The 18,695-nt window shown below is 39.9% G+C and carries 13 protein-coding genes; 11 read left to right on the top strand and 2 right to left on the bottom strand.

Going from position 1 to position 18,695, the window contains the following annotated elements; translation table 11 throughout:
• The 3 genes from ACUXV0_RS14350 to porV all read left to right on the top strand — a co-directional run bounded on the left by ACUXV0_RS14350 (position 1) and on the right by porV (position 5,197).
• Entirely contained in the window at positions 1-684 is a 684-nt protein-coding gene (locus ACUXV0_RS14350; RefSeq protein ID WP_446190252.1) for a SprT-like domain-containing protein, read from the top strand.
• 9 nt (positions 685-693) lie between these two features.
• On the top strand, positions 694-3,984 hold the full coding sequence (gene porU, locus ACUXV0_RS14345) for a type IX secretion system sortase PorU (RefSeq protein WP_446190251.1): 3,291 nt from the start codon (positions 694-696) through the stop codon (positions 3,982-3,984).
• 64 nt (positions 3,985-4,048) lie between these two features.
• On the top strand, positions 4,049-5,197 hold the full coding sequence (gene porV, locus ACUXV0_RS14340; RefSeq protein ID WP_446190250.1) for a type IX secretion system outer membrane channel protein PorV: 1,149 nt from the start codon (positions 4,049-4,051) through the stop codon (positions 5,195-5,197).
• A 50-nt stretch (positions 5,198-5,247) separates the two neighbouring features.
• Here the strand turns inward: porV and ACUXV0_RS14335 are convergent, their stop codons facing one another.
• Positions 5,248-5,748 carry a rhodanese-like domain-containing protein gene (locus ACUXV0_RS14335; protein WP_446190249.1) on the bottom strand — a complete coding sequence of 167 codons (501 nt, stop codon included), beginning with the start codon at positions 5,746-5,748 and terminating at the stop codon, positions 5,248-5,250.
• Positions 5,749-5,920: 172 nt separating this feature from the next.
• Here ACUXV0_RS14335 and ACUXV0_RS14330 point away from each other — a divergent pair, with 172 nt between their 5' ends.
• From ACUXV0_RS14330 to ACUXV0_RS14315, 4 genes are all read left to right on the top strand, one after another.
• Positions 5,921-8,350 carry a penicillin acylase family protein gene (locus ACUXV0_RS14330; RefSeq protein ID WP_446190248.1) on the top strand — a complete coding sequence of 810 codons (2,430 nt, stop codon included), beginning with the start codon at positions 5,921-5,923 and terminating at the stop codon, positions 8,348-8,350.
• Positions 8,347-8,706 carry a hypothetical protein gene (locus tag ACUXV0_RS14325; RefSeq protein ID WP_446190247.1) on the top strand — a complete coding sequence of 120 codons (360 nt, stop codon included), beginning with the start codon at positions 8,347-8,349 and terminating at the stop codon, positions 8,704-8,706. Before ACUXV0_RS14330 ends, ACUXV0_RS14325 begins: the two co-directional genes overlap by 4 nt.
• 88 nt (positions 8,707-8,794) lie before the next feature.
• Complete coding sequence (locus tag ACUXV0_RS14320) at positions 8,795-9,400, top strand: OmpH family outer membrane protein (protein WP_446190246.1); 606 nt, start codon at positions 8,795-8,797, stop codon at positions 9,398-9,400.
• Between the two features lie 180 nt (positions 9,401-9,580).
• Positions 9,581-11,875 carry a glycoside hydrolase family 3 N-terminal domain-containing protein gene (locus tag ACUXV0_RS14315; protein WP_446190245.1) on the top strand — a complete coding sequence of 765 codons (2,295 nt, stop codon included), beginning with the start codon at positions 9,581-9,583 and terminating at the stop codon, positions 11,873-11,875.
• A gap of 54 nt (positions 11,876-11,929) precedes the next feature.
• Here the strand turns inward: ACUXV0_RS14315 and ACUXV0_RS14310 are convergent, their stop codons facing one another.
• Entirely contained in the window at positions 11,930-12,631 is a 702-nt protein-coding gene (locus tag ACUXV0_RS14310) for an NUDIX hydrolase (protein WP_446190244.1), read from the bottom strand.
• 90 nt (positions 12,632-12,721) lie between these two features.
• Here ACUXV0_RS14310 and ACUXV0_RS14305 point away from each other — a divergent pair, with 90 nt between their 5' ends.
• From ACUXV0_RS14305 to ACUXV0_RS14290, 4 genes are all read left to right on the top strand, one after another.
• The gene (locus ACUXV0_RS14305) at positions 12,722-14,356 is read left to right on the top strand and encodes a carboxylesterase/lipase family protein (RefSeq protein WP_446190243.1); all 1,635 of its coding nucleotides are present in this window, start codon (positions 12,722-12,724) and stop codon (positions 14,354-14,356) included.
• Between the two features lie 243 nt (positions 14,357-14,599).
• A complete protein-coding gene (typA, locus tag ACUXV0_RS14300) occupies positions 14,600-16,414 on the top strand; it encodes a translational GTPase TypA (protein ID WP_446192815.1) in 1,815 nt (604 codons plus the stop codon).
• A gap of 147 nt (positions 16,415-16,561) precedes the next feature.
• Complete coding sequence (locus ACUXV0_RS14295) at positions 16,562-17,815, top strand: glycosyltransferase (protein ID WP_446190242.1); 1,254 nt, start codon at positions 16,562-16,564, stop codon at positions 17,813-17,815.
• Positions 17,808-18,695, top strand: a complete 888-nt coding sequence (locus tag ACUXV0_RS14290; RefSeq protein ID WP_446190241.1) for a glycosyltransferase family 2 protein — start codon at positions 17,808-17,810, stop codon at positions 18,693-18,695. The genes ACUXV0_RS14295 and ACUXV0_RS14290 overlap by 8 nt, the downstream gene beginning before the upstream one ends.

The raw sequence follows: 18,695 nt of genomic DNA, 5'->3' as shown, positions 1-18,695 counted from the left end.
ATGCTGCGATTAAAGAAAATCTTCTCCTCTACAGAACGACAGAAACCTGTTCAAAGGTCATTCTCTTCGAAACAATCAGAACAGCTGGAAACTATTCTCAGACAACAAATTCCAGAGAAAGCAGTAGGCTATTGTGTTTCTCTTTGGCAGGAACAACCTTTTTCTTTCAAAGTGACCAAAACAAGAAGTACCTGCTTAGGCAATTATCGATTTCAAAACGGCAAACATCAGATTACAGTCAATCATGACCTAAACAGCTATAGTTTCCTGGTCACCTATATTCACGAAGTAGCTCATCAGCATGTGCAGATTTTCGATGTGATTGGCAGAAAAAGGGTTCAGCCTCATGGCAAAGAATGGAAGCTTCGTTTTCAGGAACTTATGGCTCCGCTTTTAAATGAAGAATTCTGGCCATCAGACATCCTATTGAGCCTTAGTAAGTACATGAAAAACCCAAAGGCTTCTTCTACCAGCGACCCTCAACTAATGAAAGCTCTCCGCCAATATGATAAAGCCAGCCGAGGGCAAACCCTTGAGGATCTGAACCTTGGCCAAACTTTTGTATTTAAGAATCGTATGTTTAAAAAACTGGAGAAAAGAAGAACCCGGGCACTTTGTCAGGAAATTGGTTCTAACAGACAATTTACAATTCCTCTGATGGCTCAGGTTGAGCTAGTCAATTAAACTATTTCAATGCTGAAAATTCTTAACATAGGATTCCTCCTCTGCGTTTTTCTGAGTCAAGCCTTGGCTCAAAAGACGTATAGAATTCCTATTGAGCATGATGGCGTTTATAGAATTGACCGAGCTTATCTCAAAAAAAATGGAGTAGCAATTGACGAAGTCAACCCTCAAAAAACACGGTTTTATTACTCTGCAACTAAAGTTCTACCTCAGAGTAACTCAATAAGCCGAGACCCTTCTTGGAAAGAAATACCTGTCTCCACAAATGACTCTAATGGTAAATTTGACAGAGGCGACTACATTCTTTTTTATGCCGAGTCTCCACATGAAGTTCTTTTGATTGATGGAAAACTAAGCCATCAAAAAAATCCTTACACTGATCAGGCTTATATACTAATGGAGCTTTCAAGCACAGATTCTAAAAAAATTGAACCTGTTTCGCTTTCCTCTATTTCTAACGCCGTTGAGATTGAAACTCTTACTCATTTTGAGTTCTATGATCCAGACTTTATCAATCTATTGAATTCAGGTAGAGAATGGTATGGCGAGTACTTCTTTTCGGAGCTAAGCAAAAGCGTTACAATTCCCGGCTTGTCACTTACTGACTCGGCTCGTTTTCATTTCAATATTGTGGGACAAACCTATGAAGATGCTAAGCTTAATATTTCTGTAAACGAGGCTTTGAATAATGAAGTTTTGCTACGCAAAATCAGGTATCAAAGAAACGATTACTACCGAAGATATAACCGAGCCGGAGAGATCAGCTCCTTAGAGGTAATCGGGCTGCCAACTTCAGAAAGCCTGAGTCTAAATTTTCAATTACCGCAAGAGCTAGACATTTCATCTGGTGCCTATCTTAATTATTGGGAAATTGAAGGAAAAAGATCAGTTGGTTTTTATACTGAGCAACATCAAGCATATCTCTTACCCCGAAACACCCAGTATGAATTCCACCTTGATAAAAACTCCAACCAGTTTATATGGGATGTTAGTTCACCTACTGAAGTGAGCCAGTTTGAGCAGAGCAATAACAGTCATCTGATCAAGCCCTCTGAAAACTTAACAAAGTTGGCTTTTTTCACGCTCGACAATGTACTAGAGCCGAAAAATCTAGAGCAAATTCAAACTTCTGATTTACCTCAACAAACACCAGAATTACTAATCGTTTACCCAAGCTACTTTAAAAATGAGGCTATCTTATTAAAGGACTACAGAGCAGAGCATGATGGATTAGCAACGGAAGCTGTAAGCTTGGAGAGCATTTATCACAATTATTCCGGTGGCCAAACAGACCCCACCGCTATTCGTGATTATTGTAGAGATTTATGGCTACAGAACCCCGAGAAATTCAAGTACCTCCTCTTGTTAGGAGACACCAACTTTGACTACAAAAATGCCAATGGTCTAAGCTACGTTAACCCCGAGAGGCTGATCCCAAGTTATGAGAGCAAGGAGTCTCTGGAGCCGATATATAGCTATGCGTCAGATGACTATTTCGGATTCCTGGAAGATCACGAAGGCATTTGGGATGAAGGTCAAAGCGTAAATGGGAATTGGCGACCGAATTATGATAATGACCATACTTTGGATATAGCAGTAGGTCGCCTGCCTGTAAAAACTAAACTAGAAGCCAGACAGGTCATTGAGAAATTGATCAGCTATGATAAATCAAAAGGCTCATGGAAACGTAAAGTGATATTTATCGCCGATGATGCTGACCAAAATATACATCAGCGTGATGCTGAAAGTTTCTCTGCTTTGTCTAAAATAAAAAATCCCGAGCTTCAAAATCACAAACTTTACCTCGACGCCTATAAACAAACAGAAACCGATCTTGGAGAAAGATCTGAACCTGCTGTTTCAGCCTTTTTAAAGGGTATGGACGAGGGTGCATTGGTAGTCAACTTCAATGGTCATGGCTCTGAAGATGGCTGGACAGACGAAAAACTTCTTACCCTCAGGGAGATCACGCAGTGGAGAAACCTCCAAAACATGCCGATTTTCTTTACGGCTACTTGCGAGTTCGGTCGCTTTGATAACCCTTCCGTTGTTTCTGGAGCAGAGTTGGCTCTTCTAAATCCAAATGGAGGAACACCTGCTCTATTGACCACTACCCGACCGGTTTTTTCGAGTACCAACTTTGGCATCAATCAAGCTTTCTATACCAGAATTAATGAATTTGAAAGAATTGGAGACGTTTTTAAAGCCACAAAGAACGATGCCATCAATGGAGAAATAAACCGTAATTTCTCTCTTTTAGGCGACCCCTCGATGAGAATTAACAGGCCTCAAAAAAATGTTAGGTTAATCACCATCAATGAGCAGAATCCGTCCAAAATAGAGCTTATAGGGAATACAAAATTTACATTTAGAGGAGAAATTGATGATGCTAATTTCAATGGAAGAATTCGTCTAAGCCTTTATGATAAACCGATCTCTTCATCCACACTTGGCAATAACAGCAATACCGTAATGACATATGAAGAGGAAAGCAATCTGCTTTTCCAAGGTGAAACCGAAGTGATCAATGGCCAATTTTCCATAAGTGTCACACCCGGCAATTCCATCAGTGAAACAGAAGGTTTGGGCACTGCTTATTTTTACGCTATTGACGAATCGCAAAATTTAGAAGCAGAAGGAAGCTTTAATCAATTAAAATTACTAAAGAACTACTCAAATCAAACCAATGACCAGCTAGGCCCTGAAGTTAAATTTTCGTACGACGAAAGCAGTGGAGTATTGACCATCAACACACAGGATGAAAGTGGAATAAATACAAGTCTTTTAGATCAGGATCATCAAATACAAATAACCGTAGATGACAGCTTAGTTTACAACCTTAATGAATACTATTTTTCATTAGATGAAAAAGCCGGGAAGATCAATTATTTCTTACCACTCTCAGGAAATGCCAGTCTACATACCATTCAATTAAAAATATCTGACATCCATAATAACCAAACTGTGGAGTCGTTTTCACTAGAGTTATCAAGAAGTGCATTTCAGACAGAACTGAGCAGTTTTTACCCTAATCCGGTCGAAGATATTTTGAGCCTTGAACTCAAACATGATAAACCAGGAGCAAATATTGATTTTGATTTATCCGTGTTTAACATTTCGGGCAGATTATTATATCAACAGTTTGAAAGCTGTACAAGCTGCCCAAGTCAAGTGCGTTTTGGTATGAATCTTGAAGAATTTATACCAGCCACGGGAAAGTATTTTTTAAGAGTTACAAGTCAAATAGAAAACACTGGTTTAAGCTCAAATACCTCGGCACCCTTGATATTTTGGAAATAGAATTAAAAAGATGGTAAATTTGACCAGTCAAGACGCACATAAAAGAAACTATAAAAAACTCAATATGAGAAACAGTCTCGTTGCTTTATTCGTAATTTCATTGCTATCGAGTTCAGCAATTGCTCAAAGCCTTACAAACAATTACCGAATTGTTTCTTCTGCCGTCCCATTCCTAACCATCTCTCCAGACTCGAGGGCGGCTGCTATGGGTGATGCTGGTGTGGCCAGTACGCCAGATGTTAACTCTGTTTATTGGAATACAGCGAAATTAGCTCAGATTGAGAAAAATGCTGGCATTAACTTCTCTTATGCTCCATGGTTAAGAGATCTTGTAGGTGACATGGGTTTGCTAAACACCTCTATGTACAAAAAAGTGGGTGAAGGTAAAGCCGTAACGCTTGGATTTACTTATTTCAATCAAGGTCTAATTGAATTCACCACCAATACGGGTGCTTTTGCCGGAGATTTCCAATCTCGTGAATTTGCTCTAACAGGGGGATATGCCATGCAATTAGGACAAGACTTTTCTGCCGGAATTAACCTGAAATTTATCAACTCAAACCTTATCGGTAATCAGGCTGTAAATGGTCAGGTGAGTAAGCCTGCCAGATCTGCTGCCGGTGATTTAAGTTTTTATTATCACAAAAACAGACCAACCGATGAGCTGAAGAAAACAGACGTATCCTTTGGTTTGACTTTAAGCAATATCGGAGGTAAAGTGAACTACGGTTTGGATAAAGAGTATTTCTTACCAATGAATCTAAAACTAGGAACAGGAATTACGGTAAGACCTGATGAGAGTAATCAATTCAATTTCCTTTTAGACTTCAATAAACTTTTGGTGCCTACGCCACAAGAAGATGGAACCTTACCGAGCTACGGCACTGTAGAAGCTATCTTTAAGTCTTTTGGTGATGCTCCGGATGGTTTTGGAGAAGAAATGAGAGAATTTACAAGCTCAATTGGTGCTGAGTATGTTTACCAGAAACTATTGGCTGTAAGAGCTGGCTACTTCTTTGAACCGGTATCTAAAGGTGGGAGAAAATACGTAACTATGGGAGCTGGCCTAAAGCTGAAAGATCTCTACGGTCTAGATATTGCTTACCTGATCCCAACAAATTCAGGTAACCCTTTAGCGAATACCTGGAGAGTAACATTGAACTATAACATTCCTACGAAATCAATTAGTACGACTACGATTGATAATATGTAGGATTCAAGAATAGAATTCATCTAAAAGGCTACTCGAAAGGGTGGCCTTTTTTAGTATACCTTCTCTCCTTTGTTCAGCCAAATTCCCCACTTCTTGTTATAAGCATGAACCTTTTGGGTTTGCTTTCCCTCTGAATCATATACAGGATTTCCTTGGTTTACCCACTCAAAGATACTTCCATATAAGTTTTTCACATTTGTATACCCCGCCGCTTTGAGCTTCTCCCCTATTTTCTCACTTCTTACACCTACTGAGCAGTATATCACTATTTCCTGTTCTTTATCCACTCCTCTTACTCGAGACATATCAAAATCCTCAAAACCAATCCATTTTGCCCCTTTTAGGTGACTTACATTGTATTCCCTTTTCTCGCGAGCATCAAGTAACAGCTTCTTACTCAAATCTTGTTCAGAAAGTTCCTTCACAGTTATAGTGGGCACAGACTCTTTTATGAGTGTCTTTAGTATAAGATTATAAGCAGTGCTCTCAACCTGGGCTCGACCCTTAAAAGATCCTAACATAATGATGACTATAAAAGCAAAAACTCGCATTGACAAAGGTTTATTGGATGAACGACAATTCCAGAAAAAAGGATTCAAAACCTTACTTTTTTACTATTTTGCATGTAGAACACCTCAATCAACATATCATATGCTTAAACACACTTTTAGCGTTTAGAGCATTTTAAAACCTAATCAAGGTCTCTATTGAAACCAGAATAAAATGAGAATACTAAAAGCGATTTGGCCAACCGCCCTATTGGTCGTCCTCCTCTATTTACTCGGAAACTCTTTTGGCACTATCCCTCCTATCGGGAAGTTATTCAGTCCGTTCACTGGTTTTTGGCAAAATACGAAAACCAAAGACTTAGATGATTTAAAGCTTCCTGGCCTCAAAGACGAGATTGAAATCAAAATTGACAAGAATAGAGTCCCTCATATTTTTGCCAATAATAACCAGGACCTTTATTATGCTCAGGGATATCTTTTGGCAAAAGATAGACTGTGGCAAATGGAATTTTACACACTTGTCTCATCAGGAAGATTAACTGAAGTAGTAGGAGATCGTGCCCTAGAGTACGACCGATACAACAGAAGATCTGGTATGGCAAAAGCAGCAGAGGAAATCATTGCCAGACTTGATGAAGCTCCAACAGTAAAACAGGAACTTGAGGCCTACGCTGCAGGCGTAAACGACTATATCAATTCTCTTCACGAGAAGGATTTACCCATTGAGTACAAAATCCTCAACTATAGACCAGAACCATGGTCTCCGCTGAAAACAATGCTCATGTTTATGAATATGAGAAATCAGCTTAATGGCGGAAGTAGCGACCTGAGGATGACAAAAATAGCTGAGGAGTACGGAATGGAAGTGGTTAATGACCTTTTCCCGAATTATCCTGACAGGCCGCATCCGATTATTCCTGAAGGAACTTCTTGGAATTTTGAGCCGCTGAAGATACCAGAAATGCCTGAAATAATAATGGCAGGCTTAAAAGATGAGTTTAGCTGGCCAGAACAAAAGTCAGAAATTGGAAGTAATAACTGGGCAGTGTCTGGCGAAAAGTCTGCTTCGGGACTTCCATTATTGAGCAATGATCCACATCTGGGTCTCACTTTACCTTCTATTTGGTATCAGGCTCAGTTGGTTTCTCCTGATGTCAATGTTTACGGAGCCTGCCTTCCCGGCGTACCTGGAGTTATCATTGGCTTCAATAAAGACATCGCTTGGGGTGTCACTAATACAGGACCCGATGTTCTGGATTTCTACAAAATCAAATTTAACGATGCCTCCAAGTCCCAATACTTCCATGATGGTGAATGGAAAGACGTAACTCGAAGAATTGAAAATTATACGCTAAAAACAGGAGAGGTAATCAGTGACACCGTATTGTTTACGCACCATGGTCCTGTGATCTACGAAGAGGCCAGTAAAGACAACTTTAATCAGAATGTACCAGCAGGCTATGCCATGCGATGGATAGCTCATGATAATACTCCTACTGATCTTCTATGTTTCAGAAGTCTAAACCGAGCTAAGAACTACACTGATTACCGGAAAGCACTTCTTCATTATAATGCACCGGCACAAAACTTCATTTTTGCAAGCAATGAAAATGATATTGCCATAACACCGAATGGAAAGTTCCCTTTGAAATGGAATTCACAAGGGAAATTCTTATTGGATGGGACAAGGGCAGACCATGACTGGCAAGGCTTTATTCCTCATGAGCATAATCCTACCGTAAAGAATCCGGAACGAGGTTTTGTAAGCTCTGCAAATCAGTTCTTAACAGACCAAACATACCCATATTATATCGATCATCAATATGCAGATACATACCGTGGTGCACAGATCAATCGCAGACTAACTGCTATGCAAAATGCCACCATTGATAGTCTGAGGTCTGTCCAAAATGACAATTACAGCATAATGGCCGAGTGGTTTTTACCTCAGCTGCTACCTTTCATTAATTCTGAAGAAGGTTTAAAGAGTGCGGCATTGAAGGAATTAAGATTATGGGATTATCGTAACGACGCCGAAAAAGTGGCACCTGCGATTTTTGAAACCTGGCATAACGTCTTTATGAAGATGGTCTGGGATGATGAATTTCCAGAGCAAGATCAAATGACCTATCCGACTGATGACAGGACATTGACCTTAATTCAGGAAAATCAAGATTCTCCATACTTTGACAACATACTCACTAAAAACAAAATAGAAAGTCTCTCTGATATCGTACAACTTAGCTTTGAGAAAACAATCGATTCACTTAGCAATTCCTACGGCTCTGATATATCGCAATGGAATTGGTGGAAAGTAAAGAAGACCGGAGTAAGACACTTGGTGCCGGCTTTTGAAGCATTTTCAGTTTTAGATATTGAAGCAGGGGGAGGCAAAACAATTGTAAACGCTACACAAGATAGATGGGGACCTAGCTGGAGAATGGTGGTTCAGCTTGATAAGGACTGGCCTATCGCCTACGGACTTTACCCAGGTGGTCAAAGTGGAAATCCAGGCAGCGAGTATTACAAAAACATGATAGAACCTTGGAGAAAGGGGGAGTTATTCCCACTGGTTTACCTAAAAAACAGTCAGGAGAACCACCCTGAGATTTTCGAAACCATTAAAATTAGCCCTAAAAAATGATCTATATCATCGTCATCGTATTCGGAGCTGTATTATCAATTCTCGGCCCTTGGTGGATCGCCGCACCTTTGGCTTGGATAGCCTCCAGATGGAAAGCCTCTACTGCCAAACAAGCAATGCTTCAGTCTGCCGCGGCCTTAATAACTTTATGGCTAGGTATGGCTATTTTAAGTCATTCTGGGTCTGCTGTCAATATGCCTGAAATGATTTCAGGAGTTTTGACCAGTACTCCTAAGGGTCTCGGAGAAACAGAGAACATGCTCTTAGTCTTTGGTCTCACCACTTTATTGGCGGGTATCATCGGTTTACTTTCAGGTTTAGCTGGCTACCGAATGAAAGCCTTTTCAAAAAAGTAAAGGATTGTTATTCTTTGAGGCACATTGCTACCATTTAAAAAGTATATATTTGCACCTCATTTTAAATTATCTAATTAATACGCAGTAAATGAAGCAGTTATTCGTCGTTCTTTTTGCAGCAGTTGCACTGGCATCATGTAATAAAGAAGTTAAAGAAGGAACTGCCGGACAGTCTTCCGGGAGAATTGTATATGTCAACACTGACACTTTATTAAACAACTACACTCTTTATAAAGAAGTAGTAAAAGAGTTCCAAAATCGTCAGTTTGCTCTTGAAAATGAATTGAAAAAGAAGTCTGAATCATTCCAGAATGAAGTGGCTTTATTCCAAAGAAGAATTCAGGCGGGCGGTATGACTCAGCAGCAGGCAGAGACTACTCAGCAGCAATTGGCTAAAAAAGAGCAGGATATCTTAATGTATAGAGATAACGCAGCTCAAGGACTAGCCACAGATCAGGCTCAGCGTACAGATGAGATTTTGACCAAAATTCAGGATTACCTTGAAGCATATAACTCAGATGACAAGTACGATATGGTTATAGGCTACTCAAAAGGTGGTGGAGTATTATACGCCAAAAACAACCTTGAGATTACTCAGGAGGTTTTAAAGGGTCTTAACGATGAATACGAAGATAGCAAAGACGGTAAAAGTGACGATGCTGAAGCAACAGTAGACAGCACGACAGCCAAATAGTCTGAACTCAATATCAAGAAAAGGTGAGCCGAAAAGCTCACCTTTTTTTATGGCCAATTTTCTAAAAAGCCAATCTATATAGCAAAACTCCCTAATGGTCTAATTTTAAGAACAGATATCACTATTGAAAGGAGGATATATTTGTGATGATTACCTTTGAGTAAACCTAAAATAAGACCTATGAAACTTCTCAAAATTGCCTTAGCTAGTTCTGCAATGGCAATAACAATTGGGGCAACTGCCCAAAGTATTGTCCAATTCCAAAATGGTGAAGGCTATACAACAATAGAACAAACCAATGGACCTACTCTTGGATATAATTCAAGCAGTGGTATTAATCTAATCAATGTTGACAACCTCATCTTTAAGGATCTGAACAAAAGCGGAACATTAGAACCTTACGAAGATTGGAGATTAAGCGTGAAAGAACGAGCTTCAGATTTAGCCAGCAGACTAAATGTGGAAGAAATAGCCGGTCTAATGCTCTATTCATCTCACCAGTCTATCCCGGCCAGATCAGGCGGTTATTTTGCAGGCACATATGATGGAAAACCCTATGAACAAGGAGTAACAGATCCTTCATTATTAACTGATCAACAAAAGCAATTCATCAAAGATGACAACCTCAGGCATGTTTTATTGACCACTGTTCTGTCACCTGAAACCGCGGCCAAATGGAATAATAACATGCAGGCTTATTGCGAGTCTCTTGGTTTTGGAATTCCGGCAAATAATAGCTCTGACCCCAGACATGGTACCATAGCCAATATGGAATATAATGCTGCCGCTGGTGGTAAAATCTCAATGTGGCCAAGTTCCTTAGGAATGGCAGCCACCTTTGACCCTGAATTACTTCGCAAATTCGGCACAATAGCCTCCAAAGAATACCGAGCTCTTGGAATAGCCACGGCTCTTTCTCCTCAGATTGACATGGCGACTGATCCAAGGTGGGCACGTTTTGATGGTACATTTGGCGAAAGCTCAAAACTATCTGCTGCCATGGCTGAAGCTTATGTTGACGGTTTTCAAAACACCGGCTCAAACTGGGGCCTTAGCAGTGTCAATGCGATGGTTAAACACTGGCCAGGCGGTGGTTCTGGAGAATCTGGCAGAGATGCTCACTACGGTGCGGGGAAATATGCCGTTTATCCTGGCGGCAACTTTGAAGAACACAAAATTCCATTTACAGAAGGTGCCTTCAAGCTCAAAGGAAATACTGGAAAAGCATCAGCTGTGATGCCTTATTACACCATTTCCTGGGGACAAACAGGCAAAAATGTGGGAAACAGCTACGATCCGCTGATCATCACTGAAATGCTGAGAAAAGAGCAAAACTATGATGGTGTTCTATGTACAGACTGGTCTATTACACATGATCATACAGTGATGGATAATTTTGTTGATGGTAAACCTTGGGGTGTTGAAAATCTCACTGAAGCAGAAAGGCATTACGAATGTTTGAAAGCTGGAATTGATCAGTTTGGAGGAAATAATGATATGAAACCTATCCTTGAAGCCTACCAAATGGGAATTAAAGAAATGGGGGAAGCTAAAATGAGAGCCAGAATGGAAGAGTCAGCCAGAAGGCTTTTAACAAATATCATGCAGGTCGGTCTTTTTGAAAATCCTTATGTAGACCCTACAAAAACAGGCAAAGAAGTGGGTAAACCAGCCTATATGAAAGAAGGTTATGAGGCTCAGCTAAAGTCTGTGGTTATGTTAAAAAATAATGGTAATACACTTCCTCTACAGAATAAGCCAAAAGTGTTTATGCCGAAAAGGTTTATTCCGGCTAGTGTTAATTTCTTGGGCATGAGAACCCCAGAGAGAGAGGAATACACGATTGACCCAACACTTTTGAGCAAGTATGTAGAGTTTACAGAAAGTCCTGAAGATGCTGATTTCGCTTTGGTTTGTATCACTAACCCGTCAAGTGGTATCGGTTATAATAAAGCCGATGTAGAAGATGGTGGAAATGGCTATTTCCCAATCAGTTTGCAGTATGGAGAGTACAAAGCAAAATATGCTCGTAAGAAGAGTATTGCCGGAGGTGATCCTTTAGAAAACTCTACCAATCGTAGCTACAGAAATAAAACGGTCAAAGCCAGTAACTATACAGATGCTGACTTAGTAAAAACTACTAAGGAATTAATGGGTGATAAGCCTGTCATTTTGAGTGTCAAAACGGGTAACCCACTGGTATTCTCAGAAATAGAGCAATATGCAGATGCAATTTTGGTAGATTTTGGAGTGCAATATCAGGCTATTCTGGAATTGATTACCGGGGCTGCAGAGCCGTCTGCCCTATTGCCAATGCAGATGCCGGCAAATATGAAAACAGTGGAGCAGCAGTATGAAGATGTTTCTTTTGACATGGTACCATACAAAGATGCCGCTGGCCACACTTATGATTTTGGCTTCGGGATGAATTGGTCTGGTCAGATTAATAACGCCAAAGCGATGTTATATAAATAGACCAATTAGTTTATTAGATAACGAAAAGGCTCATTTCTCTCGAAATGAGCCTTTTTAATGTTTGAAACTATATAAGAAAGGAGCCTTGTGAGCGGCACCCGAGAATTTCTTTTCATGTCTCTCCAGATTACCAAGACCCAGCATCTTACGTTGAAAAGCACCTCTATGAAGCTTTTCCCCTAATATGGCTTCATAAACCTTTTGAAGTTGATTCATGGTAAACTTTTCCGGAAGTAAATTGACCCCTTGCAGCTTTTTATCAAGATTATCCTGAAGTACGGACAAACCTTTATTTACAATTTCTTCATGATCCTGAATCAATTTTGGCAAGTCCTCGATATCATACCACTTACAAGAGTCCGAAAGGCTATCAGGTTGTGGCTCTACTTCCTCAGCGTTTATTAATGCATAATAACCTACAGAGACCATCCGCTCCAAAATCCAACCGAGTTTGCTCAAATCAGACCGATTAGCCTTAAGGATTGCCGCCATTTCTCCAGTTTGATTTCTCCTCGCAGCACCGAAAGTATAGAATTGCTCTAAATAGATATCTTTCAAACCAGTTCTCTCCGACAATCCCCTTTTAACAGCCTCATCAAGGTCCTCATCTATTCTAATAAAACCACCGGGCAAAGCAAATAGACCAGTATCAAAATATTCTAAAATCAAAATTTTCAGCTTGCCATCAGAAAAACCAAAAATGACACAATCATATGCCAGATGATTTAAATGACTATTTCCTCCGATTACTCCCAACTACTTAACACTTATTTTACGCAAAATAATAGGATTTTTTTTAATCAAAACTTATTATTGTATCACAATGAGACAATAAATCATAACCTTATGAAATTCAAATACATTATACCCCTCATTTCTTTTCTAATTATGACGGGAATAGGAGCAGCAGCCCAAAATAAGAATGGCTTTCCGGTTCAAGTAAAAATAGAGAACGGCCTTATTGAAGGTAATTATGATACCAAAACAGGCATTCAGAAATACTTCGGTATTCCTTTTGCTAAGCCACCAATCGGTGAACTAAGATGGAAAGCACCGCAGCATTTAGACAACTGGGAAGGCGTTAAGATTACAAAAGAGTTTGGTCCTAGACCTATGCAAAAAGTGGTCTTTGGAGATATGAACTCCAGATCAAACGGAGTAAGCGAGGATTGTTTGTACTTAAATGTTTGGACTCCCGCCCAAAGAAACACAAAAAATCTTCCTGTTCTGGTTTACTTTTATGGAGGTGGAAATGTAGCTGGTGATGCTTCAGAACCCCGATATGATGGTGAAGCAATGGCCAAGGAGGGCATTGTGGTGGTAACCACCAATTACAGACTTAACCTTTTCGGTTATCTGGCACACCCGGAGTTATCAGCTGAGGCTTCCTACAATTCTTCAGGTAATTATGGTGCTCTTGATCAAAACGCAGCTTTGATTTGGGTACAAAAAAATATTGAGGCTTTTGGTGGTGACCCTTTAAAAGTCACTATCGCTGGTGAGTCTGCAGGGTCTATCGGTGTAAGTACACAAATGGCCTCTCCAATGACCAAAGGGTTAATCGCTGGGGCAATTGGCGAAAGCGGTGCGGCTATCCCTCCTACCATGGGTCCTGTTACTCTGGAAGAGGCCGAAAAAAATGGAGTAGAGTTCCTGAAGCAAATTGGTGTATCAAGTATAGCCGAATTAAGAAAACTTAGCACTGCTGAGCTTTACGAAAAGTACAACAGTACGAATAGATTCGGCTTCCCACTGGTAATTGACGGTTACTTTTTACCAAAACCTTTAATTGAGATTTTCGAATCTCAAGAGCAGTCAATGGTTCCCCTTTTGGCAGGATGGAATTCTGCCGAAATTCCAGGAATGGCTTATATGCAGGGTCAGCCTTACACCAAAGAGGCTTTCATTGCAAAAACAAAGTCTACTTACCCAGAGCGTTTTGAAGAAGTATTGAAACTTCACCCTCATGAAACCGCAGAAGAAGTAGAATACTCGGCCACAATGCTGGCAGCCGACAGATTCATTTCTTACAGTACCTGGAAATGGTTGGACCTTCACAAAAACAATAGTAACCAGCCAGTATTCAGATATTTATACAGCAAATTAAGACCACCACTAAAGGATAAAAGTCTTGTTTCTGGCCTGGCGGGCGGAACACTGAAAGCGGAAAATGCACCCCCTGCTCCGAAAGCCGTAGGTGCCCCTCATGCATGTGAAATAGAATATGCTATGGGTAATCTGGATAGAATAGAAGAGTACGCCTGGACGGCAGAAGACTATACGGTATCTAAAAGCATGATGACATACTTTGCCAATTTCATCAAATCAGGTAACCCTAACGGAGGAAAGTTACCGAAATGGGATGCCATGACAAAAGGTGATAAAACGCCGGCATTTATGAATATAGATGTAGAAAGCAGTCAGGAAGAATCTACCGTAGAGGGTAGATATCATTTTCATGACAGCTATTTCAATAAGTAATTTTAACCTATGTATTAGCGGTATTCGTGCCGCGTGAATGAAAGTAGTTTGAGTTTGGATAGAGGTCGGGAGATTCCCGGCCTTTTATTTTGATTTTCAAGGCATTAGCAAAAACGCCTCAAACACCAAATTGAACTATTCAAAGAAATAATAAACTATTGCAATGATATCTTAAACAAGCTGAGCTATACCTATAGAATGCGTGAGGAAATGTCTAATTTCGCGGACTTTTTAACAGGTATAATGCAAGACATCAGAAACATCGCCATCATTGCCCACGTAGACCACGGTAAAACCACCTTGGTAGACAAGATTATTCATGCCTCTAAAATTTTTAGAGAAAATCAGGAATTTGAAGATCTCATTCTTGACAATAACGATCTTGAGCGTGAGCGTGGCATCACCATCGTTTCTAAAAACGTATCAGTACGTTACGGAAACACCAAAATCAACATTATTGACACTCCTGGTCACGCCGATTTCGGTGGTGAAGTAGAGCGAGTTCTAAAACTTGCAGAAGGTGTAATTCTACTTGTAGATGCCTTTGAAGGCCCAATGCCTCAGACACGTTTTGTATTGGGTAAGGCATTAGCTTTAGGTCTTAAGCCAATTGTGGTTGTTAACAAAGTTGACAAAGAAAACTGTAGACCAGATGAGGTACATGAAATGGTATTCGACCTCATGTTTAACCTGGAGGCTACAGAAGATCAATTGGATTTCCCAACTCTCTATGGATCATCTAAGCAAGGCTGGATGAGCGAAGACTGGAAAAAACCAACAGATAATATCATTCCATTGCTTGATGCTATCATTGAGCATATTCCGGCTACAGAGGTGAGAGAAGGTTCTACTCAGATGCAGATCACTTCTCTTGACTATTCTTCTTTTGTGGGTAGAATTGCCATCGGTAAAGTACACCGTGGAACCCTGAAAGAAGGTCAAAGCATTATGCTTTGCAAAGCTGATGGCTCTCTGAAAAGAAATAGAATCAAAGAGCTTCATGTATTTGAAGGCCTTGGTAAAAATAAAGTTTCTGAAGTAAAATCAGGTGAAATCTGTGCGGTAACAGGTATTGAAGATTTTGAGATTGGTGATACCATTGCTGATGCTGATAACCCTGAAGCATTACCAAGAATCGCGATTGACGAGCCTACAATGAATATGCTCTTCACTATCAATAACTCTCCGTTCTTTGGTAAGGAAGGTAAGTTTGTAACCAGCCGTCACGTAAGAGACCGTTTGATGAAAGAAACGGAGAAAAACCTTGCTCTTCGAGTGGTACAAGGGGAAACTGAAGATAAATTCATTGTATACGGAAGAGGGATTCTTCACCTTTCTGTATTGATAGAAACCATGAGACGCGAAGGCTATGAGCTAATGGTAGGTCAGCCTCAGGTAATCATGAAAGAAGACGAAAGTGGCCAGAAACTTGAGCCTATTGAGTCTTTGATCGTAGACGTACCAGAAGAAACTGCTGGTAAAGTAATTGAGCTTGCTACTCAAAGAAAAGGTGAGCTTCTGATCATGGAACCAAAAGGCGATCTTCAACACCTGGAGTTTGAAATCCCTTCAAGAGGTATTATCGGTTTAAGAAATAATGTACTTACTGCTACGCAGGGTGAGGCCATTATGAATCACCGTTTCAAAGATTACCAACCATACAAAGGACCAATTCCGGGTAGAATTAACGGTTCACTTATTTCAATGGGTACGGGTGATGCTATTGCCTATTCTATTGATAAACTTCAGGATCGTGGTACTTTCTTTGTAGAACCAGGCGAAGAAGTTTATACAGGTATGGTAGTGGGTGAGCACAACCGTCAGAATGATATCGTGGTCAACCTACAGACCTCTAAAAAACTAACAAACATGCGTGCATCTGGCTCAGATGACAACGTTAAAATTGCTCCAAAAACACAATTCTCACTTGAAGAGTGTATGGAGTACATTCAAAAAGACGAATACCTGGAGATCACTCCGAAGTCTTTGAGAATGAGAAAAATATATCTCGATGAGAACGAGCGTAAGCGTATGAGTAAGTCGGCTGAGCTGGCTTAACTCTCTTTCTGGCAGATTTAGCTTAAAAGAGAAATTTCTCAGATTAGGCTAAATCTGCCAGATAATGTAACTTTGGATGTTCTCAGTACAACATTCAAGTGTTATTCCTGATTTTCCAACCTTTGATTTAATACAAAGGAAAGGCCTATGAAAATTGCGATTGTCTCCATAGTTTTTCCCTATCCGATAGATAGCGGCGGAAGTGCCGGTACTTTCAATCTTATCGAGTATTCAAGGAAATTCCATGACATCACATTCATATGCCCAAACGTCTCTGACGTCAGAAAACAGAAGCTTCAGGAGCTATGGCCCAATGTCAAAATAATGACTACTCCGGCCAATAAGCCAGACTCAATGGCTTTAAAAATTTACAAAACAGCACTGGCTTTAAAGCAAAAGTTTACCAGAACTACTCCCGATTATTTCTACCCAAAGACCCACCTCGCTATTAATGACCTAAGCAGATGTCATTATCCCGGGCTCATAGAAATGATCAATAAGGAATTAGAAGAAAATGCTTATGATCTTCTTCAGGTAGAATTTATTGATTTTGCGGGTCTGGTAAATAGCATTAAAGTAGACATCCCAAAGGTCTTCATCCATCATGAAATTCGCTTCAAGCGACTTCAAATGGAGTATGAAGCTCTAAAGGAGAAAACGGATAGAGATATCTACCATATAGAAGCCACAAAAGATCTTGAGGTTTCGCTGCTAAATAAATATGATAAGGTAGTCACCGTATCTGATCAGGATGTAGTTTACCTTGAAGAAGCAGGAGTTAAAAAAGAACTTTTGTACTCCTCGCCTATTCCTATAAAGTTGAAGAAAAAGCAGCTTAATCAGCCTTTTAGCTACAAAAACAAAGTCGTCTTCTTAGGACCAGAAAATCACTACCCGAACCTTGACGGAGTCAACTGGTTTTTGGAAACAGCCTGGGAAGAAATAGTCTCAACGAATCCGGAAACAAAATTCCTGATTGTATCTAAATGGTCGGAGGAGTTTCAAAAAAGGCACTCAAACAAGCCAAATGTAGAGTTCACTGGTTTTGTGGAAGATCTTTCTGAGGTTTTTGATGGAGCATTATTGGTCGTTCCTTTACGCATAGTCAGTGGAATGAGAATGAAGATCCTGGAAGGAGTATCATGGAGAGTACCTATCATAAGTACAACAGCCGGTGCCGAAGGACTTCCTATGATCGATGGCCAAAACTGTATGATAGCTAATAAACCTGAAGAGTTTATCAGCAAAATAAATCAGCTTATAAAAGACCCTAAACTAGCCAATAATCTATTGGAAAGTTCTCAGGAGATAGCTCTCCACTCCTATCATTTTGAAAATTGTGGTAAACGAAGAAATAACGTTTACGAGAAATTCAACTCCGAGAAGGTACTGAATGCCTGAAGTTAGCGTCATACTCCCTAATTATAATCACAGTGCCTACCTTGACCGAAGAGTCGAAAGCATATTGAATCAAACCTTTCAGGATTTCGAATTAATTATTCTTGATGATGCTTCTACTGACGATAGTCTCGAAGTATTGCGGAAATATAAGGAGCATCCAAAGGTTAAGGCTATAGTAAGTAGTGAGTCTAACTCCGGAAGCACCTTCATTCAATGGGAAAAAGGACTAAAAATGGCAAAAGGGAATTTCATCTGGATTGCCGAAAGTGATGATATCGCCGAGCCAGCTTTCCTCGAATTGCATGTCAATAAACTCTCAAAAAATGATGAACTAGGTCTTTCTTTCTCAGCTTCTTCCTGGATCAATAATGAAGACCAAATCATACACGAGCCGAATCATGAGAACGACTTCGTCAAAAAGGGATCTGAGCTATTGAAAAATGAAATGGGGAAAGGCACCTTTATTTATAATGCCAGTTCTGCCGTATTTAGAAAGAGCCTCATTCCTTGGGAGAAATTAAACCTGATTAAACAGTTTAAATATTGTGGAGACTGGCTGTTCTGGATAGGTTTTGCAGAGCAATCAACCATAAGTAGAGATCATCAGCGATTCAATAAATTTAGAAGACATCAACAAAATGTCTCTTTTGAGTCAGAAGAGAAAGGTTTACAGTTTTCAGAAGGTTTTGAAGTCCTTAATTATCTGTTAAAAACGCAGAAATATTCTTTTACGACCAGATTTAAACTTCTCCTTCACTGGAGTCTTAAACTTCGAAAAAGTAAAGTCAGAAATAAGAGCCAATACCTACACAGTTTACCTTCAGATGCCAGATTGACCTATTTATTAAGTTCAATTTTGGTATTTTTGAAATTGAGATAA

This window comes from Jiulongibacter sp. NS-SX5 (assembly GCF_052828545.1).
This window is presented reverse-complemented; position numbering and strand designations above follow the sequence as displayed.

Excerpts from the sequence above, each read along its gene's own strand:
- ACUXV0_RS14350 (WP_446190252.1), top strand. The coding sequence starts at position 1 with ATGCTGCGATTAAAGAAAATCTTCTCCTCTACAGAACGACAGAAACCT.
- porU (WP_446190251.1), top strand. The coding sequence starts at position 694 with ATGCTGAAAATTCTTAACATAGGATTCCTCCTCTGCGTTTTTCTGAGT.
- porV (WP_446190250.1), top strand. The coding sequence starts at position 4,049 with ATGAGAAACAGTCTCGTTGCTTTATTCGTAATTTCATTGCTATCGAGT.
- ACUXV0_RS14335 (WP_446190249.1), bottom strand. The coding sequence starts at position 5,748 with ATGCGAGTTTTTGCTTTTATAGTCATCATTATGTTAGGATCTTTTAAG.
- ACUXV0_RS14330 (WP_446190248.1), top strand. The coding sequence starts at position 5,921 with ATGAGAATACTAAAAGCGATTTGGCCAACCGCCCTATTGGTCGTCCTC.
- ACUXV0_RS14325 (WP_446190247.1), top strand. The coding sequence starts at position 8,347 with ATGATCTATATCATCGTCATCGTATTCGGAGCTGTATTATCAATTCTC.
- ACUXV0_RS14320 (WP_446190246.1), top strand. The coding sequence starts at position 8,795 with ATGAAGCAGTTATTCGTCGTTCTTTTTGCAGCAGTTGCACTGGCATCA.
- ACUXV0_RS14315 (WP_446190245.1), top strand. The coding sequence starts at position 9,581 with ATGAAACTTCTCAAAATTGCCTTAGCTAGTTCTGCAATGGCAATAACA.
- ACUXV0_RS14305 (WP_446190243.1), top strand. The coding sequence starts at position 12,722 with ATGAAATTCAAATACATTATACCCCTCATTTCTTTTCTAATTATGACG.
- typA (WP_446192815.1), top strand. The coding sequence starts at position 14,600 with ATGCAAGACATCAGAAACATCGCCATCATTGCCCACGTAGACCACGGT.
- ACUXV0_RS14295 (WP_446190242.1), top strand. The coding sequence starts at position 16,562 with ATGAAAATTGCGATTGTCTCCATAGTTTTTCCCTATCCGATAGATAGC.
- ACUXV0_RS14290 (WP_446190241.1), top strand. The coding sequence starts at position 17,808 with ATGCCTGAAGTTAGCGTCATACTCCCTAATTATAATCACAGTGCCTAC.